Source organism: Cobetia marina (assembly GCF_001720485.1).
GTDB lineage: Bacteria > Pseudomonadota > Gammaproteobacteria > Pseudomonadales > Halomonadaceae > Cobetia > Cobetia marina.
This window is the reverse complement of the sequence record NZ_CP017114.1, coordinates 1125082-1145138: the sequence shown is the minus strand read 5'-3', so window position 1 is coordinate 1145138 and position 20057 is coordinate 1125082. Positions and strand designations below refer to the sequence as shown.

Here is a 20057-nt window from a genome sequence, read left to right as displayed (position 1 = left end):
CTTTGAGAGCATCACGACAGCAAGACCGATAACGACAACAAGCACCATGACATTCACGCCGCCGCCCCCTAGCGGCGTGACCGCCCGCCGGGCGGCTCCCCCTGAATACGCCTTGCCACACCAATAACAACCAGGGACACAGGACAACGCCATGTCACAGGACGCCATTGCCACACGCCAGTCTCTCAGCTATCTGAGCACCCTCTCCGACACTCCCCTGATGGGGGAAACCATCGGCGACTGTCTCGATCGCATCACCGCGCGCTGGCCCGAGCGCGACGCTCTGATCAGCCGTCATCAGGGGCTGCGTTACACCTGGGCCGAGCTGCATGCAGAGGTCGAGCGCGTGGCGCGCGGCCTGCTGGCGATGGGGATCGAGCGCGGCGACAGGGTCGGCATCTGGGCACCCAATCGCGCCGAGTGGACCTTGATCCAGTACGCCACCGCCAAGATCGGCGCGGTGCTGGTCAATCTCAACCCGAGCTATCGCGGCCATGAGCTGGCCTATGCGCTCAAGCAGTCCGGCGCGGCGACGCTGATCTTCCAGGCACGCTTCAAGGCCTCGGACTACGTCTCGATCCTCGAGGAGCTGTTCCCTGAGGCCAGGGAGGCCCGCGGCCGTGATGGCATTCACAATGGCGCGCTGCCGGACCTCAGGCGTCTGGTCTGCTTCGAGGCCGAGGATGCCCTGCCCGGCATGCTCCACTGGCAGGATGTGCTGGGCGGCGCCGGAGAGGTCAGTCTCGAGACACTCCAAGAACTGCAGGCCAGCCTGACCTTCGATGACCCGATCAACATCCAGTACACCTCCGGCACCACCGGGGCCCCCAAGGGGGCCACGCTCTCGCATCACAACATTCTCAACAACGGCTTCTTCGTCGCCGAGCGCATGAATCTCACGGAGCACGACAAACTGGTGATGCCGGTGCCGCTCTATCACTGCTTCGGCATGGTGATGGGCAATCTGGGCTGCCTGACCCACGGAGCGACGATCATCTACCCCGAGGCGGGTTTCGATCCGCTGGCCACGCTGCAGGCGGTCAGCGAGGAAGGCGCCACCGCGATGTTCGGCGTACCGACGATGTTCATCGCCGAACTCGAGCACCCGCGCTTTGACGAGTTTGATCTCTCCAGCCTGCGCACCGGCACCATGGCGGGTTCCATCTGCCCCATCGAGGTGATGCGCCAGGTCATCGAGCGCATGCACATGCGGGAGGTCACCATCGCCTATGGCATGACCGAGACCAGCCCGGTGAGTCTGCAGACCACCCGCGAGGCACCGCTGGACAAGCGTGTCTCCACCGTCGGCACCCTGCATCCCCATCTGGAGATCAAGATCGTCGACCCCGAGACAGGCCAGGTGGTCCCGCGCGGCGAGAAGGGCGAGCTGTGCACACGCGGTTACAGCGTGATGCTCGGCTACTGGAACAACCCGGACGCCACCGCCAAGGCCATCGACAGTGGCCGCTGGATGCATACCGGTGATCTCGCCACCCTCGATGAGGACGGTTACGTGACCATCGTCGGGCGCATCAAGGACATGATCATCCGCGGTGGCGAGAACATCTATCCCCGCGAGATAGAGGACTTCCTCTACACCCATCCTGCCGTGTCGGACGTGCAGGTGATCGGCGTGCCCGATGAGCGCTATGGCGAGGAAGTGATGGCCTGGGTCAAGCTCAAGGAAGGCGAGCAGCTGGATGCCGAAGGCCTCAAGGCGTTCTGCCAGGGCAGAATCGCCCACTTCAAGGTGCCGCGCCATATCAAGTTCGTCGAGGAATTCCCGATGACCGTCACCGGCAAGATCCAGAAATTCAAGATGCGCGAAACCGCCACGGCGGAGCTGGGTCTCAAGCCATGAACGGGCACTTCGGAGGGCCACGGAGAACAAGCGCATGAGTCACGACACGCCGAGAGGCGACGACGCCTCCTCCGCTCGCCACCTGAGCACGGCCTGTGCCCAGGTGGCGCACTACGCGCCCCCTCGGCATCACGCGGCACTGGAGGAGGCACTCGAGGCATTGATCAAGGCGCATCCTGAGCCCGTCCTGCCGCCCTCGGCGCTAGCAGGGCTGGATCAGCTGCATCTGGGAGGCGCGGCCGGCAGCCGCGAATTGCTGGCGATGGCGGCTCTCGAGACCCCCGAGGGCATGCCACTCGCGATTCTCGAGCCCGGTGCCGGGCTCGGCGGACTGGCACGCATGCTGGTCAGTCAACATGCCAGCGTCGGGCATCACGTCACCACCCTGGATCTCTCGGAGAGCCTCTGCCAGCTGGCCATCGCGCTCAACCGTGCCACCGGCCTGCGCGAGCGTATCCGAGTGCTGGAGGGTGACGCCTGCTATCCCGAGCTGCATCCCGCCCTGACGGGGCGACATGTCGACCGCATCCTGAGCCAGCACCTGCTGGTCCATCTGAGCGACAAGACCGACGTGTTGCGTCAGTGGCATGACTGCCTCAACGATGACGGCTATCTGGTGCTGCATGAGCCGGTGCTCAGCGTCCAGGCACAAGCCTTCCATGAGCGTCCGCAGCTGCCGGTGCCCTGGGCACTGACACCCCGCGCCGATCACCTGGCCAGCTGCGAGGAACTGCACGAGGCGATGGCCAACAGTGGTTTCGAGGTCGAGGCGCACGCCGAACTGACGCCTCAGGTGCTCGCCTGGCAGGCGCGGCGTCTGCGCACACCCTCTCCCGGCGCCCCCGGCCAGCCCCCACTCTCGCCCGCCCAGCGTGCCAGCCAGGCGCTGACACCGGAGCTGATCTTCGGGCCGCATTTTCCGACGATGCAGCACAATCTGGCCGAGGCGCTGGAGGCCGGCTGGCTGGAAGTGCACCTGTGGCGACTGCGCAAGCGCCGCCATCCGTGACGGTGATGAGCCTGGAGGTTTCCCGCGTGAGGCCAGTCCGATACCGGCGTGAAAAAAATTAGAAAACACCGCTCGTAAATGACTGGCATCCACTGTCATCAACCGTTATTCTTGCCAGTACAGTCCCGTTCGGGGGATAAGCCGTTCGTTATCCGTCGTCATGCAAGAGGGTCTTCCTCACCATGATGACCGCACTGGAGCATGTCTTTCATTTCCATGTGCCAGTGCACAGTTTCCCGATGCTCGCGCACCGTTTCTCCGGGAATCTGTTCATCAAGGCGCTGATCTGATCAATCCGCGCCGACTGCATCAAAGATTCCCTCACGGGAAAACCGAAAGGGCCTCCATCTGGAGGCCCTTTTTTTGTCTGCTCGCTTTGTCTGCTCGTGCTGTCAGCTCGATTCCTGCCGGTGCGAGCCATTGATCCGACACGCCGTCCGTCAGCTCATCGGCACGGCATGGCGCACTGGATCAGCGAGCCCTCACGCCTGCCAGGCGGCCAGTGCCGCGAGGTGATCCTGTCGCGCCTGGCCCGGCGTCACGGCCGCCAGCCGCACCCTGGTGCCCGGCACGCATTGGGCGAGCTGCGCGCAGGCCAGCGGCGTCAGTGCGCCAAGGCGCGGATAGCCGCCGATGGTCTGGCGATCATTGAGCAGGATGATCGGCTGGCCATCGGCGGGCACCTGTACCGCGCCCAGCGGAATGCCTTCGGAGACCATCCCGGCACCGTCACGCTCCAGACGCGGGCCGGTCAGACGCACGCCCATGCGATCCGCGCGACCATCTACCGCCCAGTCGCGGTTGAAGGCGCGAAAGAGGCTGTCGCCGCTGAATTCGGCAATCTGGGCGCCTACCACCAGCGCCAGTTCGAGCGCCTCGCCCTCCTCGAGGGTCAGCGACTGCTGCCATGCCTGTGCCGACGCCGGCAATTCGCGCAGCGACAGCTCATTGCCGGCCGCCGTGAGCACATCGCCGCTGGCCAATGCATGGCCTTCGCCATCCAGCCCGCCCAGACCATCACGCACGGTACAGGCCGCACTGCCCAGCACCGGGGCGACATCCAGCCCACCCGGGAAGGCCAGATAGGCGCGCAGCCCGGCGACCGGACGCTCGAACTTGAGCACCTGCCCCGCCGTCACGGCGAAGGCCTGCCCGGGCAGCAACGCCTCACCATCCAGTGTCGCCGCCAGATCAGCGCCACACAGCGCCAGCGTGCCCGCCTGCCCGACCTTGAGGGTCAGGCCGGCGCCCATGGTGATCTCGAGTCCCGGCGCATCCGGGGCATTGCCCAGCAGCCAGTTGGCCCAGCCCAGCGAGACCCAGTCCGCCGCGCCGCCCTGGGTCACGCCCAGATGGCGGACACCCAGGCGTCCCGCATCCTGTACCAGTGCCAGGGCACCACTGCGCTTGACGTCGAGCCTCACGCGCTTGTCGTTGTCGGCACTCATGCGCGCTCCTCCAGCGGGGTGACATCGCCGCCCAGGCGAACGAATTCCTCTCGGCTCACGGAAACGAAACGCACGCGATCACCGGGCATGAAGCGACTGGACGGCTCACCGGCCTCGTTGCGGCCGAACAGCGTGATGGGCGTGCGGCCCAGGATGTTCCAGCCACCGGGAGAGCGGGACGGGTAGATCGCGGCCTGACGGTCGGCGATGCCGACGCTGCCGGGGGCGATCTTCTGGCGCGGCGTCTTGAGACGCGGTGTGGTCAATGCCTCCTCCAGCACGCCCATGAAGGCGAAACCGGGGGCGAAGCCAAGCGCGAACACGCAGTAATCATGCGCGCCGTGCCGCGCGATCAACGCCTCGACACTGATGCCGAGACGCGCGGCGATCGGCGCAAGCTCCGGACCGACACTGTCGTCGTACCAGACGGGCACCTCGTGCAGCTGGCCCTGCTGACCGCTCTGCGGAGCGAGGTTCTCGAGGGCCGCCTGGATACGGGCACGCACCTCGCCTTCTTCCAGTGCCGCCACGTCATAGTGCAGCAGCAAGGTGGTATAGGACGGCACCAGATCCACCAGCGCCGTGCCGAAGGCCTCACGCAAGGCCCCGTCAGCGGCCAGAATCCAGGCCATGTTGGATTCCTCGATGCGGTCGAACAGCCGGATGATCAGCGAGTCCATGCCGACGGTCTCGAGGCGCAGTTGCGGTGACGAGCCACGTTCGTGGCTATTCCCCCCAGCCATCAGGCACCCGCCAGCGCATCGAAGGCGTCACGGATGGCACGCACCGCGGCCACGGACTCGGCGTTGTCACCGTGCACGCACAGGGTGTCGGCACTGAGCACCAGATCACCGCCGCTGCTGTCGGTGAGGGCTTCACCGCGCGCCAGCGTCACCGACTGGGCGATGATCACCTCGCTGTCGTGATGCACGGCGCCGGGCTCACGACGCGAGACCAGGTGACCGCGCGAGTCGTAGGCACGGTCGGCGAAGGCCTCGAACCACAGCGTGATGCCCATCTCGTCGGCCAGTGCCTGCATCGGTGCCGGATTGGCGGTCGCCATCACCATCAGCGGCAGGCTGGCGTCATAGCGCACCACGGCCTGCATGACGGCGCGCAGTAGCGTCGGGTCAGCGGCCATGTCGTTGTAGAGCGCACCATGCGGCTTCACGTACTGGACGCGAGTGCCTTCGGCGCGACAGATACCGTCGAGCGCGCCGATCTGATAGAGCAGCATGTCCTCGACTTCCGCAGGCGAGCAGGCCATGGAGCGGCGCCCGAAGCCCTGCAGATCCGGATAGGCGGGATGTGCGCCGATGCGCACGTCGTGCTTGACCGCCAGCCGCACGGTGCGGCGCATGATGGTGGGGTCCGAGGCGTGGAAGCCACAGGCGATGTTGGCGCAATCGACGTAGGGCATGACCTCGTCATCGAGGCCGATCTTCCAGTTGCCGAAGCTTTCGCCCATGTCGCAATTGAGCAGAGGGAGGGAGGGAGCGGAACGGGACATTGAGACACCTCGCAGGATGATCTTGTGTGTTGTTATCCCTCCACTCTAAGTAAGGCCATGCCTCGGTATCCAATCGTATTTTGTGATTCGTTATATCGATGAAATCTTTCATTACCAGAAGGTATGAAAGCCCAGTCAATCATCCGCTTGCCTGTCAGACCGCCACATGCTTCTGTCTGGGGCACCCCGGACAGCCACGAAAGGGCCGTCATCTCTCCGAATGCCGGCCTGACTCAGGCGACCGACGCGTCCTGTCTGGCGGAACCACCCACAACAACAGGAATTTTCCACATGGCCGTCAGTGATCCGTTCCACCTCGCGATTCAAGTGCGTGACATCGCCGAAGCCCGGCGCTTCTATGGCGAATTCCTCGGCTGTCCGGAGGGACGCTCCTCGGACAGCTGGGTCGATTTCGACCTCTACGGCCACCAGTTCGTCTGCCACCTGAACCCGGCACTGGCCGACCCTGACAACCCGCTCGCCCAGCACCGCAATCCGGTCGATGGGCATGGCGTCCCGGTGCCGCACTTCGGGGTGGTACTCGAGATGGAGGCCTGGCAGGCACTGGCGGATCGTCTCACTGCCGAAGGCGTGACATTCGAGATCGCACCTCATGTGCGCTTCAAGGGCGAGCCCGGTGAACAGGCCACGATGTTCTTCCTCGACCCCACCGGCAACGCGCTGGAGTTCAAGGCCTTCAAGGACCGCGAGAGCCAGCTGTTTCGCAAGTGAAGGTCCCGCGCCCCGTCTCGTGCGGGGCATGCCCGGTGATGAAAGCTGACGCCCTGCACGGCATGCGGCAAGATGGTCGGTCTCAACGATTCATCACGGGGCATCTGTCATGTTCGATTTCAAGGAACTCGAGGCCTTTGTCTGGGTCGTGCGGCTCGGCTCGTTCCGCAAGGGCGCGACCAAGCTGCACCTCACCCAGCCCTCCATCTCGGACCGCATCAACCGTCTTGAGGCCGCCGTCGGCGAATCGCTGCTCGAGCGTGCCACCCGCCCCATCCAGCCCACCCTGCGCGGTCGGGAATTCTTCGCGCATGCCGAACGCCTGTTGAGCGGGCGCGAGGAAGCCATGCGCCTGTTTCAGGAGGAAGGCGCCTTTTCCGGCACGCTGCGTCTGGGCGTCATCGAGACCATCGCCAACAGCTGGTTCCCGGCCTTCATGCGCCAGCTGGCCGAGCGCTACCCCAAGCTGACGCTGGAAATGACCGTCGACATCTCGCCCTTTCTGCATCAGCGCCTGGCCGACAATGACCTCGACATGCTGTTCGCGATGGACAGCGCCGCCATGGGCCCCTACGCGACCCAGACACCGCTGTGCACCTTCGAGATGGGCATGTTCGCCTCGCCGACCCTCGCCGAGCAGCTGGCCCAGGACGGCGAATGCTTCGCCAGAACCCCCTTCATCTCCTTCAGCAAGCAGGCCCGTCCCTATACGGAGCTTGTCAGCTACCTCGCCGAACAGGGCATCACCCAACCCAAGGTGCACTGCACCAGCACCCTGATGACCATTCTGCGCATGAGCAGCGAAGGACTGGGCATCGGTGTCCTGCCGGTCGCCACCGTCGAGGACGTGATCAATCACGGCGAACTGGTGCGTCTGCCACTCGAGACCCCGCTGCCGCCGATGGTCTATGAGGCCATCTGGCGCAATGCCAATTACCCCGACTTCTGCGCCAGTGTCGCGCGCCTGGGTCGCCAGTGTGCCGAGACCTACTCTCGCCAGCACGCGCCTCCCCCCGCCTGATCGAAGCGTCATGCATGCGCTGAGACAGGGTTGATCGTGCGCCAGGGCACGTCATACCAAGGTCTAACAATATCGCCAAAGGCTTTCATGCGACGACACGATGAAAGATTTCATCGATACTGTGAATCAGAATTAACGATTGGACGGGATGGCCTGTCACTTGAAGAATGAAATCGTCTGCCGACAACATTCAATAATAATGAGGAACTAGACATGCGTAAGCCCAGCGACTCCCTCACCCGCAAATCTGCCACCTCCAGTACCCTCATCGGACTGGCAGCCGCCGGTGCCCTGGCCTTCAGTGGCTCGGCCCTCGCGGCACAGTGGAACCTCGCCACTCCGTATGGCGATGCCAGCTTCCACACCAAGAACACCAAGCAGTTCGCCGAGGAGGTCACCGCGGCCACCGATGGCGAGCTGAGCATCACCGTGCACAGCGGCGGTTCGCTGATCTCCCACGGCGAGATCAAGCCGTCCGTGCGTCGCGGCACCGTCCAGGCCGGCGAGATCTTCCTGTCGATCCTGTCCAACGAATCGCCGGTCTACGAGCTGGACACCCTGCCGGGCGTCGCCTCCAGCTACGAGGAAGCCTTCGCTCTCTGGCAGGCCTCCAAGCCGGACATCACCGCGCTGTTCGCCAAGGAAGGCCTGATGCCGCTGTACGCGGTCGCCTGGCCGGCCCAGGGCATCTACACCGACTTCGACCTGACTGACGTCTCCCAACTCAAGGGCCTGCGCATCCGCGCGCCCAACATCAACACCCAGCGCTTCGTCGAGAACGTCGGCGGCAAGCCCACCGAGACCGAAGAAGCCGACATCCCCACCGCCTTCAGCACCGGCCGTGTCGACGCGATGATCACCTCCAGCTCCACCGGCAAGTCCATGTCGGCCTGGGATTACGTCAAGCACTACAACGACGCCAAGCTGTGGCTGCCGAAGAACATCGTCTTCGTCAACAAGCGCGCCTTCGATCGCCTCGACGAGAGCACCCAGCAGGCCGTGCTGGACGCCGCCAAGGCCGCCGAGACTCGCGGCTGGAAAGCCAGCAAGGCCGATGCCGACGAGAGCGCCAAGGTGCTGACCGAGAATGGCTTCACCATCACCGAGCCGGACGAGAAGCTGTCCGAAGACCTCAAGGCCGCGGGTGACAAGCTGTTCCAGGACTGGAAATCACGCGCCGGCGATGAAGGCCAGCAGCTGCTCGAGCGTTATCGCGCCGATCTCGATGCCTGAGCCCCGCCTGCCAGCGCCGGGCGTTCGTCCCATCAACTGAACGCTCGGCACCTGGCCGGTATCGTCACCCCGCCACGCGATGATCACGTCGCTCCCCTGTCAGCCTCTGCCCGCTGGCAGACGCGACACGGGTCTCCCCGACACGGCATCGCGTGGCCACCCTCACCTTCCCTGTGAGTGCATGTCATGACCTACTTCCTCGACAGACTCTATCGCCTCGGCGCGTGGGGTGCGGCAGCTTGCATGCTGCTGATCTGCACCCTGGTCAGCCTGCAGGTCTTCCTGCGCCTGATCGACGCCATCCTGGTGATGTTCGGTGCCGAACGTCTCGGCTTCGAGATCTCCGGCGTCTCGGAAATGGCCGCCTTCCTGCTGGTCGGCGCCACCTTCCTGAGCCTCGCCTATACCTTCACGCACCACGCGCACATCCGCGTGACGCTGGTCATCAATCGCCTGCCGCCCGCCGTGCGCGTGTGGGTCGAGAGCCTGGCGCTGCTGATCGCACTGAGCCTGAGCGTATTGATCACCCATGAACTGGTACTGCTGGTCGGCGAGAGCCTCGAGTACCACGACATTTCCTCCGGCCTGCTGGCCCTGCCGCTGTGGATTCCGCAGAGCGTGTTGGTCGCCGGTACCGGCCTTCTGTGCCTGGCGATTCTCGAGACACTGATCGCCACGCTGCGCACCGCCTTCACCGCGCCCTCACGCTACGTGGCGCCCGAGCCCGAAGACGGAGCCGAATGACATGCTGACACTCATCCTCGTCACTCTGCTGGCCCTCGCCTTGCTGCTCGGCGGCGGCGTGTGGGTCGCCTTCTCGCTGATCGGCACCGGCTGGATCGTGCTGACCTTCTTCTCCACCTTCGAGACCGGCCCGATCCTGGCCTCGGACTTCTGGGGTGCCAGCTACGGCTGGGACCTGACCGCCCTGCCCATGTTCGTGTGGATGGGCGAGATCCTGTTCCGCTCCGGACTCGCCGACAACATGTTCCGCGCGCTGGCACCGTGGCTCAATCGCCTGCCGGGCCGCCTGCTGCACTCCAACATCATCGGCAGCGGGCTGTTCGCCGCCGTGTGCGGCTCCTCCGCCGCCACCTGTGCCACCGTCGGCAAGATGACCCTGCCGGAGCTTGAGCGTCGCGGCTACGACAGCAATCTGGCCATCGGTACCCTCGCCAGCGCCTCGACCCTCGGTCTGCTGATTCCGCCGTCGATCATGATGATCGTCTACGGCGTGGTCACCGAGCAGTCCATCTCGCGCCTGTTCATCGCCGGTGTCCTGCCGGGCATGCTGCTGCTGGCCCTGTTCATGGGCTATCTGGCGATCTGGTCGAAGGTCGTCGGCGAGCCGCAGGGCCGTGCCGGCCATGATGAGCCGCACATGAGCTTCATGGCCAAGCTGCGCAACAGCGCCCAGTTGATTCCGCTGCTGGCACTCATCGGCGGCATCCTCGGCAGCATCTACGGTGGCCTGGCGTCACCAACGGAAGCGGCGGCGGTCGGCGTGGTGCTGTCGCTGATCATCGCGCGACTCAATGGCCACATGAGCGCCGCCACCTTCAAGGAATCGCTGTTCGCGGCGCTGCGCACCTCATGCATGATCGCCTTCATCATCGCCGGTGCCTCCTTCCTGTCCTCCGCGATGAGCTTCACCCAGATTCCGATGCAGCTGGCCGAAGGCATCGCCACCCTGGGGCTGTCGCCGACCATGCTGCTGGTGGTGCTGACGCTGTTCCTGCTGATCCTGGGCTGCTTCCTGGATGGCATCTCGCTGATCCTGCTGGTGACCTCCATCATCATGCCGGTCATCGAAGCCGCCGGTTTCGACCTGATCTGGTTCGGGATCTACCTGATCATCGTGGTCGAGATGTCGCAGATCACCCCGCCGGTGGGTTTCAACCTGTTCGTGATCCAGAGCCTGACCGGCAAGGACATCATCACCATCACCAAGGCGACGCTGCCGTTCTTCCTGCTGATGATCTTCTCCATCGTGCTGATGCACGTCTTCCCGGAGATCGTGCTCTATCTGCCGCAGGCCATGAACGGCTGATCCGGCCCTCCACGTCCCCGACGCACTGTCACGGCAGACAGATCCCCTCCCGGGGCGTCGTCCTCTTCCAGACCTCCCTTCGGGGAGGTCTTTTTCGTGGCTTCTCCTTCCCACGCCAAGTCGCTAGGCTTGTGACACGCAAGCACTTCAGGCTGCCGCCCGTGCTTCACACTGACACGCCACCGCCGGACCTCACCGTGCCCGACTCCCTGACTTCTCCCGTCACCTCACCCATCGCCGACTGGCGCCGTCGAAAGCGCCATGGTGCCCTGTGGCTCTGGACCAGTGGCCTCGCGGTCCTGGCCGCCTGCCTGCTGGATATCAGCCAGGGCAGTGGCGAGCTGCCCCTGGCACGTCTGCTGCCCGCACTGTGGCAGAGCGAAGCGAACGATCCGCTCGCCCACGCCATCCTCTGGCAACTGCGCCTGCCCATCGCGCTGATGGCGGTGACCGTCGGCGCCTCTCTGGCCATGGCCGGTGCCCAGATGCAGACCCTGCTGCACAACCCGCTGGCCGACCCCTTCACGCTGGGAGTCTCGGCGGCGGCCAGCGTCGGTGCCGGGCTTGGCCTGATCCTGCATCTCGACCTCGTGCAACTGGTGCTGCCCTCATGGCAGAGCCTCGCAGGCGCGGGGCTTGGGGTCACGCTGAATGCCTTCCTCTTCGCGCTGGGGGCCTCGCTGGTGCTGTGGAGCGCACAGCGCCTGCCCGGCGTCGGCGTACAGACTCTGGTACTGCTGGGCATCGCGCTGATGTTCTTCTTCAATGCCCTGCTGGGCGTGCTGCAGTTCGTCGCCTCGCCCGAGGCATTGCAGCAGCTGATCTTCTGGTCGATGGGCAGCCTCGAGCGCAGCAGCTGGTCACGCCTGGCCGTGTTGAGCCTGGTGATCGCGCTGTGTGCGGTGGTCTTTCATCGTCGACGCAGCGAGCTGACCGCCCTGAGCCTGGGGGAAGCCCAGGCCCGTGCGCTGGGCGTGGACGTGCGCCGCCTGCGTCTGAGCGGCCTGATGTGCACGGCGCTTCTGACCGCCACCGCCGTCTCGTTCGTCGGCAGCGTCGGCTTCATCGGCCTGGTCGCGCCCCACATCGCCCGCCTGCTGGTAGGTGAACAGCAACAGCGCCTGCTGCCCCTCTCGGCGCTGATCGGCGCCCTGCTGCTGTCGCTGACCTCGATCCTCAGCCGTTCGCTCATCCCCGGCGTGCTGCTGCCACTGGGCATGATCACCGCGTTGATCGGTCTGCCCTTCTTCGTCAGCCTGACGCTCAAGCGCCGAGGACACGACGGATGAACCAGCGACATGACGCGCCCACCGCCGAATCCGACGCGCCAGCCCGCCTCGCGCAGTCTCGCGACGAAGGCGCTCTCGATGGCCAGGGGCTCGTGCTTCAGGATCTCAGCGTCCTGCGCGGGGGGCATCCGGTGCTGGACATGCCGGGCACGCTGCGCGCAAACCGTGGCGAGCTGACCGCCCTGCTCGGCCCGAACGGTGCCGGAAAATCGACCCTGTTGCAGACGATCGCCGGGCTGCTGCCGGCCAGCGGCCAGCTGTGTCTCGACGGGGAGGCACTGGCGTCCCTCACGCCACGCCAGCGCGCGGCACGTATCGGCTACCTGCCGCAGCTCAGTGAAGGCGGCGCGATGCTTGAGGTCTTCGAGTCGCTGCTGCTGGCGAGACGCCTGGCCGGCCATCTGGACGAGCAGGCCAATCTACGCCACTGCGAGGCGCTGGTCAGCGCACTGGAGCTGGCCCCGCTGGCCTCCCGACGACTCGGGCAGCTTTCCGGCGGACAGCGCCAGCGTGTCGCCATCGCGCAGGCGCTGGTACGCGAGCCGGCGCTGCTGATGCTGGATGAACCCACCAGCGCCCTGGACCTGCACTTCCAGCTGGCGGTGCTGGACTGGCTTGGCCGCGATGCCCGCGACCGTCACCGCATCGTGATCGTCGCGCTGCATGACCTGAGCCTGGCCGCGCGGCATGCCGCCCAGCTCTGGCTGCTGGATCGCGGGCGTCTGGCGGCCAGCGGCCCGCCGCGCGAGGTACTGAGCGCCGAGCGACTGCGCGAGGTCTACGCCATCGAGGCACGGGTCGACTGGCCAGAGGATGGCAGCCCGCCCGCCATCGTGGCCCTTCACGCACTCTAGGCCTGCCAGCTCTTCCCGCTCTTCCAGCCCTGCCGGCTCTTCCCGTCCCTTCTGGCGCTTTGCGTTCTGTCAGGCGCGTCGCGTTCGCAAGCGCTCTTGGCCAGCCGCCTCTTGCCTTCTGGCGAAGACAAAAAAAACCGCCCCCGACGCATGCGTCGGGGGCGGTTCTTCACGGGGCCATCAGCCCTCACGCAGACTCAGGACAGGTGGGAGGCCTGAGAGCCGGTGTCGATCATGCCGTGCTGCTGGCCGCCACCATGACCGCCGCCGTGGCCGCCATGACCATGATCGAACAGACCACAACCGCCGAGTGCCAGTGTGGCCGCGACCAGCGCGATCGGGAACAGATTCTTGATACGCATGAGACGTCTCCAATTCAAGGTTCGCTACACAAGACTCCCGTCAGCGAGTCTTCACTATGGCGTTCACTCTACTCACATCGGTGGCCAACGATAATCCTGCGCAACGCCTTTCCTTGATTGCTGCACACCGTGTACAACAATCGCGACGGGCCTGTCTGGGTTTTTCCGGCATCCGTCCAGGTCAACGCGCCTTGAGCCCGCGCATATGCGCCGGAATCACCATGCGCTCGAACAACTCGAACAACAGCTCCGCGCAGATGGCCAGCAGCGCCGCCGGAATCGCGCCGTACAGCACCAGATCATAGTCGTTGAGCGAAAGCCCCGTGACGATGGGTTCGCCCAGCCCGCCCGCGCCGATGAAGGCCGCCAGGGTCGCGGTACCGATGTTGATGATGGCGGCGGTCTTGATCCCTGTCAGCAGATTGGGCGTCGCCAGCGGCAGGATGACGTGACGCAGCTGCTCACGGCGCGTCAGCCCCATCCCGCGCGCCACCTTGACCAGCAGCGGGTCCACCGTCAGCAGTGCGGTGATGGCCGCGCGGATGATCGGCAGCAGGGAGTAGACGAACAGCGCGATCACCGCCGGCACCACCCCGATCCCGAACAGCGGAATCATCAACGCCAGCAGCGCGATGGAGGGGATGGTCTGCAGCAGGCCGGTGACGTAGAGCACGACCCGCGAGACCTTCGGATTGCGGTAGACCAGCAGTGACAGCGGCAGACCGACCAGACACGCCAGCAGCAGCGCGGACAGCGTCAACTGCAGATGCTCGATGAGATTGGTCCCGAGCTTGTCCCACTTGGCGCCACTGACTTCGCGTTGCTCGGTGGTGATGCCCTGTTCCTGAATGAAGCGGCTGGCCACCTGGGCGAAGCTCTGCTCCTCGGTGGAGACCTCGGCATTCAGCGCCTGCATGCTGTCCTCATCGAGACTGCCCGCCAGCTGATCCAGCGCCGCGACAGCCTTCTCCGGCAAGGCGGCATTCACGAAGGGCACCGCCAGATACTCGGGGAAATAGCCCTGGTCGTCATCGAGCAGCACGAAGTCGAAGCGCTGGATGTCACCCTCGGTGGAGTAGGCATCGGTGGCGTCGATCTTGCTCTCGCGCAGCGCCTGATAGGCGATGCCGTGTTCGATGCCACGGGGCACCTGCGGCAGCGCGTAGGCATCCGCCAGCCCCGGCCAGCCATCCGAGCGCTTGATGAACTCATGCGACATCGCGATCGAGAGCTCCGGGTGATCCGCCAGATCACCGATCGTCCTGATCCCCAGCGACTCGGCCTGCTCACGCCGCATGCTCACGGCATAGGTGTTGTTGAAGCCCAGTGGCTTGAGCACCCTGAGCCCCCGTTCACGACTCAGAGCATCGAGCTTGTCGAGCGGCGGCACGCTGTCCAGATTGAGGATGGCGTGCGCCAAGGTGCCGGTGTACTCGGGATAGACATCCAGCTCCCCCTCCGCCAGCCCCTGATAGGTGATGATGGTCTGCCCCAGCCCGAGGCGACGCTCGACCGTGAAGCCGGCATCCTCGAGTACCTGGGCGAAGATCTCGCCGAGCAGATGGCCTTCGCGATCCGCCTTGGAGCCCACCACGATGGGCTTGTCCTCGGGCCATGCCGCGGCTTCCTCTTCCGCGCTGGCAAGCGGGCTGCTCACCAGGGCCCCCAGACTCGCCAGCGCCAGGCCGGCGATCATCAGCGCGCCGGACAGCCCGCGGCGCGAACGTTGCAGGACGGGAGTCGTCATCAGCGTCTTCATGCGCGTGCCTCCAGCAGTCGGGCCACGCGCTCATCCGCTGGCGCCCTGGCGATCGTCTCGGGACTGGCAGCCTGCAGCACCACGCCGGGTGCCATCACCACCATGTGGTCGGACAGACTCAGTGCCTCATTCATGTCATGGGTCACCATCACCACGCTGCGCGGCTCTTCCTGCTGCATGCGCTGGAACTGGGCATGCACCTCGATGCGCGTGATCGGGTCCACCGCAGAGAAGGCCTCATCGAGCAGCAGCAGCGGTGGCTCCAGCATCATCGCGCGACACAGGCCGACCCGCTGCGCCTGCCCGCCGGAAATCTCATGCGGATAACGCGTCAACAGCGCCAGATCCAGGTCCATCATCTGGAACAGCCGCGTGATGCGCGCCTTGACCCTGTCCGCCGTCCAACCTTCGCGGTCCGCCAGAATGGCGATGTTGTCGCGCACGCTGAGGTGCGGAAACAGGCCGATCTGCTGGACGGCGTAGCCGATGCGTCTGCGCATGGCGGGCAGATTGGCATAGTCCACCCCCTTGCCGAAGACCTGTACCTCGCCGCTGTCCGGACGTATCAGCCCGTTGATCAGCTGCAGCAAGGTGGACTTCCCGCAGCCACTGGCACCGACCAGCGCAGTAATACGATCACGCGGCAGTTCGAGGTCGATGCCTTCGAACAATCGCTGACCCGAAAAGCCCTTGTGCAGATCGCGAAAGCGAACCGCCGGGGCGCGAGCATCACTCATCGAGAAGATCCTTCTTGCAGGTGAGAGGTGGGCAACGATGACGGCGCCTGCCCGTCGGTCAGGCCTTTTGCCTGCTATTCAGATTAACAGTGACACGCAGGTCAGGCGACTCTGGTCACGGCGTGAGTGCAGGCGTGAGTGCCCGCGCACTCACAAGAGCCAGCACACGTCAGCTGACACTGCCTGCGACCTTGGTCAAAGCGCATGATGATAACCTTTACGTTAACGTCAACTTTACTCTAGAGTGATTCCAGAGCCACCTCAGGCGGGCTGTCACTGACGAATCTCCCACCGCCTGCACCGGCCATGAACACTGCCTCGCCTGTCGCGTGGCTGCACGCACAGTCAAGGCGCGCGAAGCGCTTCTCATCTCATCGCTGCAAAGGATGCCCGCTCATGCACAGCCTCTATACGCCGCTGGATTTCGGACTCGACGAGACACACACCCTGCTGCGTGAGCAGATCAATGCCTTTGCCCGCGACGAGATCGCACCACGCGCCGCGGAGATCGACGCCAGCAATGCCTTCCCCGATGACCTGTGGCAGAAGTTCGGCGACATGGGCCTGCTGGGCATCACCGTCCCCGAGGAAGATGGCGGCAGTGGCATGGGCTATCTGGCGCACTGCATCGCCATGGAAGAGATCTCGCGGGCCAGTGCCTCGGTGGCGCTGTCCTATGGGGCCCACTCCAACCTGTGCGTCAACCAGATCAAGCTCAACGGCAGCGCGGAGCAGAAGGCGCGCTACCTGCCCAGGCTGATGAGCGGTGAGCATGTCGGTGCCCTGGCGATGTCAGAGCCCGGCGCAGGCTCGGACGTGGTCTCGATGAAGCTCAAGGCCGAGAAGCGCGGTGACCACTACGTGCTCAACGGCAACAAGATGTGGATCACCAATGGCCCGGATGCCCACACGCTGGTCGTCTATGCCAAGACCGACCCGGACGCCGGCTCCAAGGGCATCACCGCCTTCATCATCGAACGCGACTTCCCCGGCTTCTCCACCGCGCAGAAGCTCGACAAGCTGGGCATGCGCGGCTCCAACACCTGCGAACTGGTCTTCCAGGACTGTCAGGTGCCGGCCGAGAACGTGCTCGGCGAGGTCAATCGCGGCGTGAAGGTCCTGATGCGTGGACTGGACTTCGAGCGCACCGTGCTCGCCGCCGGCCCCATCGGCATCATGCAGGCCTGCATGGACATCGTGGTGCCCTATCTGCATGAGCGCCGTCAGTTCGGCCAGGCGATCGGCGAGTTCCAGCTGGTGCAGGGCAAGATTGCCGACATGTACACCACGCTGAATGCCTGCCGCGCCTATCTCTACGCCGTGGCCGGCGCCTGTGATCGCGGCCAGACCTCGCGCAAGGACGCCGCCGGCGTCATCCTCTATTGCGCCGAGAAGGCCACCCAGATGGCGCTGGATGCCATCCAGCTGCTGGGCGGCAATGGCTACATCAACGAGTACGCCACCGGCCGTCTGCTGCGCGATGCCAAGCTCTACGAGATCGGTGCCGGCACCAGCGAGATACGCCGCATGCTGATTGGCCGCGAGCTGTTCAATGAAAGCGCATGACGCCCCACACCATCCGTTTCCCTTCGCTGATGGAGCTGCCGCATGGCCATTCTGACCTCCCTGATCAATCCGCGTAGCGACCAGTTCCGTGCCAATCATGCCGCGATGCAGGCCGAGGTCGAGCGCCTGCACCAGCTGCTGGACGGCGTCGCCGCCGGTGGTGGCGACAAGGCCCGCGAACGCCACGAATCGCGCGGCAAGCTGTTCGTGCGGGAACGTATCGACCACCTCATCGATGAGGGCTCACCCTTCCTGGAGCTGTCGGCACTGGCAGCGCATGACGTCTATGACAGCCCGGTGCCCGGCGCGGGACTGGTCACCGGCATCGGCCGCGTCAGCGGTGTGGAATGCGTCATCGTCGCCAACGATGCCACCGTCAAGGGCGGCACCTATTTTCCGCTGACGGTGAAGAAGCACCTGCGCGCCCAGGAAGTGGCCCGCAAGCATCGCCTGCCCTGCCTCTACCTGGTGGACTCCGGTGGCGCGCATCTGCCCCATCAGGACGAGGTCTTCCCGGACCGCGATCACTTCGGCCGCATCTTCTACAACCAGGCGACGCTCTCCGCCGAAGGCATTCCGCAGATCGCCGTGGTGATGGGCTCGTGCACCGCCGGTGGCGCCTACGTTCCGGCGATGGCCGATGAATCCATCATCGTGCGCGAGCAAGGCACCATCTTCCTCGCCGGCCCGCCGCTGGTGAAGGCGGCCACCGGCGAGGACATCAGCGCCGAGGCACTCGGTGGTGCCGAGGTGCACTGCAAGATCAGCGGCGTGGCCGATCACTTCGCCGACAATGACGCCCACGCCCTGCAACTGGCACGGCGAGCCGTCTCGCGCCTCAACTGGCAGCGCAAGGGGCAGCTCGCGCTGCGCGAATCCCGCCCGCCACGCCTGGACCCCAACGAGCTCTACGGCATCGTCGGCACGGACCTCAAGAAGCCCTATGACGTGCGCGAAGTGATCGGTCGGCTGGTGGATGATTCGGACTTCGATGAATTCAAGCGCTACTACGGCGAGACACTGGTGACCGGCTTCGCTCACCTGCACGGCCATCCGGTGGGCATCATCGCCAACAACGGCGTGCTGTTCTCGGAAAGTGCCGTCAAGGGCGCCCACTTCATCGAGCTGTGCGCCCAGCGCAAGATTCCGCTGATCTTCCTGCAGAACATCACCGGCTTCATGGTCGGCTCACGTTACGAGCACGAGGGCATCGCCAAGCACGGTGCCAAGCTGGTGACGGCGGTGGCCTGTGCCAGGGTCCCCAAGTTCACGGTGCTGATCGGCGGCAGTTTCGGCGCCGGCAATTACGGCATGTGTGGCCGCGCCTACGACCCCAACCTGCTGTTCATGTGGCCCAACGCACGCATCTCGGTGATGGGCGGCGAGCAGGCGGCCAACGTGCTGGCCCAGGTCAAGTATGAGCAGCATGCGCGGGAGGGCCGCGACTGGCCGCAACAGGCACAGGAGGACTTCAAGGCACCGGTGCGCGAACAATACGAGCATCAGGGCCACCCCTGCTATGCCAGCGCCAGACTCTGGGACGATGGCGTGATCGACCCGCTGCAGACCCGCGACATTCTCGGCCTGTCCCTGGCCGCCGCGATGAATGCCGAGATAGAGGAGAGTCGCTTCGGTGTCTTCCGCATGTGATTCGCTCAACCATAGAGACGCCCTGACAGCCGACTCACTGGATGAATGATGATCCATTGGCTAACTGATTGGACAAGGTGACGATGACTGAATTCTGCCGACTCGAGATCGACAAGCGCGGTGTCGCCACTCTGACCCTGGCGCGCCCCGAGGTGCACAACGCCTTTGATGACCGGTTGATCAAGGCGCTGAACGGCCATCTGACGCACCTGCACGCCCTGGCGAGTCAGGGCGAGGTACGCGTGATGGTGCTGGCCTCCGAAGGCAAGAGCTTCTCGGCCGGGGCCGACCTCAAGTGGATGCAGCGCATGGTCGAGTATTCGCGCGAGGATAACCTTGCCGATTCCCGGGAGCTTGCCCGCCTGATGCAGCTGCTCGATGAACTGCCCTGTCCCAGCGTGTGCCGCGTGCAGGGGGCCACCTTCGGCGGCGCCGTGGGTCTGGCGGCCTGCTGCGACATCGTGCTGGCGGCCGAACGCGCACGCTTCTGTCTCTCCGAGGTGCGCATCGGCCTGGCACCGGCGGTGATCAGCCCCTACGTGCAGCGCGCCATCGGCATGCGCCAGATGCGCCGCTATGCACTGACCGCGGAAGTCATCGATGCCCACACCGCCCACCAGCTGGGGCTGGTGCATGACGTGTGCAGTGATGAATTGCTGGAGGCGCGCGTCGCCGACATGGTGAGCACGCTGCTGGCGACCTCGCCCGAGGCCAGCCGCGCCACCAAGGCCCTGCTCGCCGAGGTGGCCGTCGTCGAGGACGACACCCGGCGTCAGACACGCTGCTGTGAGGTGATCAGTCAGCTGAGGGTCAGTGAACAGGGACAGGCTGGACTGGCGGCATTCTTCGCCGGGACTCGCCCGCCCTGGGCGCCATCCGATGACGACAGCGCATCATCATGACGCGCCCTTCATCGACTCGCGGACAACGTCCTGAGCCACCCTCGGTCTTCTGCTGAGACGCGCCTTGCGACCGC

The 20057-nt window shown here is 65.1% G+C and carries 18 protein-coding genes; 12 read left to right on the top strand and 6 right to left on the bottom strand.

The features are described 5' to 3' along the window. Window positions 1–151: 151 nt before the first annotated feature. Window positions 152–1861 (top strand): AMP-binding protein, encoded by a 1710-nt coding sequence (locus BFX80_RS04885; protein WP_084208094.1) that lies wholly within the window; start codon window positions 152–154, stop codon window positions 1859–1861. A 34-nt stretch (window positions 1862–1895) separates the two neighbouring features. Continuing rightward, window positions 1896–2870: an SAM-dependent methyltransferase gene (locus BFX80_RS04880; protein ID WP_084208093.1), complete on the top strand. Its 975-nt coding sequence runs from the start codon at window positions 1896–1898 to the stop codon at window positions 2868–2870. A gap of 482 nt (window positions 2871–3352) precedes the next feature. On the opposite strand, the gene BFX80_RS04875 is transcribed toward BFX80_RS04880, so the two are convergent. The 3 genes from BFX80_RS04875 to BFX80_RS04865 are packed head-to-tail and all read right to left on the bottom strand — an operon-like array spanning window position 3353 to window position 5828. Further along, entirely contained in the window at window positions 3353–4318 is a 966-nt protein-coding gene (locus tag BFX80_RS04875) for a 5-oxoprolinase subunit C family protein (RefSeq protein WP_205632737.1), read from the bottom strand. Beyond that, window positions 4315–5061 carry a 5-oxoprolinase subunit B family protein gene (locus BFX80_RS04870; RefSeq protein ID WP_084208092.1) on the bottom strand — a complete coding sequence of 249 codons (747 nt, stop codon included), beginning with the start codon at window positions 5059–5061 and terminating at the stop codon, window positions 4315–4317. The genes BFX80_RS04875 and BFX80_RS04870 overlap by 4 nt, the downstream gene beginning before the upstream one ends. Beyond that, entirely contained in the window at window positions 5061–5828 is a 768-nt protein-coding gene (locus BFX80_RS04865) for a 5-oxoprolinase subunit PxpA (protein ID WP_084208091.1), read from the bottom strand. Before BFX80_RS04865 ends, BFX80_RS04870 begins: the two co-directional genes overlap by 1 nt. Window positions 5829–6119: 291 nt before the next feature. On the opposite strand from BFX80_RS04865, the gene BFX80_RS04860 reads away from it, so the two are divergent. From BFX80_RS04860 to BFX80_RS04830, 7 genes are all read left to right on the top strand, one after another. Next, window positions 6120–6560, top strand: coding sequence for a VOC family protein (locus tag BFX80_RS04860; protein ID WP_077374827.1), 441 nt, complete (start codon window positions 6120–6122; stop codon window positions 6558–6560). Window positions 6561–6669: 109 nt separating this feature from the next. After that, entirely contained in the window at window positions 6670–7581 is a 912-nt protein-coding gene (locus tag BFX80_RS04855) for a LysR family transcriptional regulator (protein ID WP_084208090.1), read from the top strand. 213 nt (window positions 7582–7794) lie between these two features. Next, entirely contained in the window at window positions 7795–8814 is a 1020-nt protein-coding gene (locus BFX80_RS04850; RefSeq protein ID WP_084208089.1) for a TRAP transporter substrate-binding protein, read from the top strand. Window positions 8815–9000: 186 nt separating this feature from the next. Further along, entirely contained in the window at window positions 9001–9558 is a 558-nt protein-coding gene (locus BFX80_RS04845; protein WP_077374836.1) for a TRAP transporter small permease, read from the top strand. Between the two features lies 1 nt (window position 9559). Then, a complete protein-coding gene (locus BFX80_RS04840; protein WP_084208088.1) occupies window positions 9560–10864 on the top strand; it encodes a TRAP transporter large permease in 1305 nt (434 codons plus the stop codon). Between the two features lie 161 nt (window positions 10865–11025). After that, a complete protein-coding gene (locus tag BFX80_RS04835) occupies window positions 11026–12153 on the top strand; it encodes a FecCD family ABC transporter permease (RefSeq protein ID WP_240499675.1) in 1128 nt (375 codons plus the stop codon). Then, window positions 12150–13007: an ABC transporter ATP-binding protein gene (locus BFX80_RS04830; protein ID WP_084208087.1), complete on the top strand. Its 858-nt coding sequence runs from the start codon at window positions 12150–12152 to the stop codon at window positions 13005–13007. Before BFX80_RS04835 ends, BFX80_RS04830 begins: the two co-directional genes overlap by 4 nt. A 197-nt stretch (window positions 13008–13204) precedes the next feature. Here the strand turns inward: BFX80_RS04830 and BFX80_RS17935 are convergent, their stop codons facing one another. From BFX80_RS17935 to BFX80_RS04820, 3 genes are all read right to left on the bottom strand, one after another. After that, complete coding sequence (locus BFX80_RS17935; protein ID WP_167592973.1) at window positions 13205–13369, bottom strand: hypothetical protein; 165 nt, start codon at window positions 13367–13369, stop codon at window positions 13205–13207. A gap of 181 nt (window positions 13370–13550) precedes the next feature. Next, window positions 13551–15128, bottom strand: coding sequence for a glycine betaine ABC transporter substrate-binding protein (locus BFX80_RS04825; RefSeq protein ID WP_205632736.1), 1578 nt, complete (start codon window positions 15126–15128; stop codon window positions 13551–13553). Next, on the bottom strand, window positions 15125–15865 hold the full coding sequence (locus BFX80_RS04820; protein WP_077374845.1) for an ATP-binding cassette domain-containing protein: 741 nt from the start codon (window positions 15863–15865) through the stop codon (window positions 15125–15127). Before BFX80_RS04820 ends, BFX80_RS04825 begins: the two co-directional genes overlap by 4 nt. A gap of 396 nt (window positions 15866–16261) precedes the next feature. Here BFX80_RS04820 and BFX80_RS04815 point away from each other — a divergent pair, with 396 nt between their 5' ends. The 3 genes from BFX80_RS04815 (at window position 16262) to BFX80_RS04805 (ending at window position 19983) form a co-directional block, all read left to right on the top strand. After that, complete coding sequence (locus BFX80_RS04815; RefSeq protein WP_077374848.1) at window positions 16262–17431, top strand: isovaleryl-CoA dehydrogenase; 1170 nt, start codon at window positions 16262–16264, stop codon at window positions 17429–17431. Between the two features lie 42 nt (window positions 17432–17473). Beyond that, a complete protein-coding gene (locus BFX80_RS04810; RefSeq protein ID WP_077374851.1) occupies window positions 17474–19081 on the top strand; it encodes a carboxyl transferase domain-containing protein in 1608 nt (535 codons plus the stop codon). Window positions 19082–19164: 83 nt separating this feature from the next. Further along, window positions 19165–19983 carry an enoyl-CoA hydratase-related protein gene (locus tag BFX80_RS04805; RefSeq protein WP_084209632.1) on the top strand — a complete coding sequence of 273 codons (819 nt, stop codon included), beginning with the start codon at window positions 19165–19167 and terminating at the stop codon, window positions 19981–19983. Window positions 19984–20057: the final 74 nt, after the last annotated feature.

Bases quoted from the DNA above. Each gene is read 5' to 3' on its own strand.
- BFX80_RS04885 (WP_084208094.1), top strand. From the start codon at position 152: ATGTCACAGGACGCCATTGCCACACGCCAGTCTCTCAGCTATCTGAGC.
- BFX80_RS04815 (WP_077374848.1), top strand. From the start codon at position 16,262: ATGCACAGCCTCTATACGCCGCTGGATTTCGGACTCGACGAGACACAC.
- BFX80_RS04865 (WP_084208091.1), bottom strand. From the start codon at position 5,828: ATGTCCCGTTCCGCTCCCTCCCTCCCTCTGCTCAATTGCGACATGGGC.
- BFX80_RS04825 (WP_205632736.1), bottom strand. From the start codon at position 15,128: ATGAAGACGCTGATGACGACTCCCGTCCTGCAACGTTCGCGCCGCGGG.
- BFX80_RS04830 (WP_084208087.1), top strand. From the start codon at position 12,150: ATGAACCAGCGACATGACGCGCCCACCGCCGAATCCGACGCGCCAGCC.
- BFX80_RS04845 (WP_077374836.1), top strand. From the start codon at position 9,001: ATGACCTACTTCCTCGACAGACTCTATCGCCTCGGCGCGTGGGGTGCG.
- BFX80_RS04855 (WP_084208090.1), top strand. From the start codon at position 6,670: ATGTTCGATTTCAAGGAACTCGAGGCCTTTGTCTGGGTCGTGCGGCTC.
- BFX80_RS04810 (WP_077374851.1), top strand. From the start codon at position 17,474: ATGGCCATTCTGACCTCCCTGATCAATCCGCGTAGCGACCAGTTCCGT.
- BFX80_RS04860 (WP_077374827.1), top strand. From the start codon at position 6,120: ATGGCCGTCAGTGATCCGTTCCACCTCGCGATTCAAGTGCGTGACATC.
- BFX80_RS04880 (WP_084208093.1), top strand. From the start codon at position 1,896: ATGAGTCACGACACGCCGAGAGGCGACGACGCCTCCTCCGCTCGCCAC.
- BFX80_RS04820 (WP_077374845.1), bottom strand. From the start codon at position 15,865: ATGAGTGATGCTCGCGCCCCGGCGGTTCGCTTTCGCGATCTGCACAAG.
- BFX80_RS17935 (WP_167592973.1), bottom strand. From the start codon at position 13,369: ATGCGTATCAAGAATCTGTTCCCGATCGCGCTGGTCGCGGCCACACTG.
- BFX80_RS04840 (WP_084208088.1), top strand. From the start codon at position 9,560: ATGCTGACACTCATCCTCGTCACTCTGCTGGCCCTCGCCTTGCTGCTC.
- BFX80_RS04870 (WP_084208092.1), bottom strand. From the start codon at position 5,061: ATGGCTGGGGGGAATAGCCACGAACGTGGCTCGTCACCGCAACTGCGC.
- BFX80_RS04805 (WP_084209632.1), top strand. From the start codon at position 19,165: ATGACTGAATTCTGCCGACTCGAGATCGACAAGCGCGGTGTCGCCACT.
- BFX80_RS04850 (WP_084208089.1), top strand. From the start codon at position 7,795: ATGCGTAAGCCCAGCGACTCCCTCACCCGCAAATCTGCCACCTCCAGT.
- BFX80_RS04875 (WP_205632737.1), bottom strand. From the start codon at position 4,318: ATGAGTGCCGACAACGACAAGCGCGTGAGGCTCGACGTCAAGCGCAGT.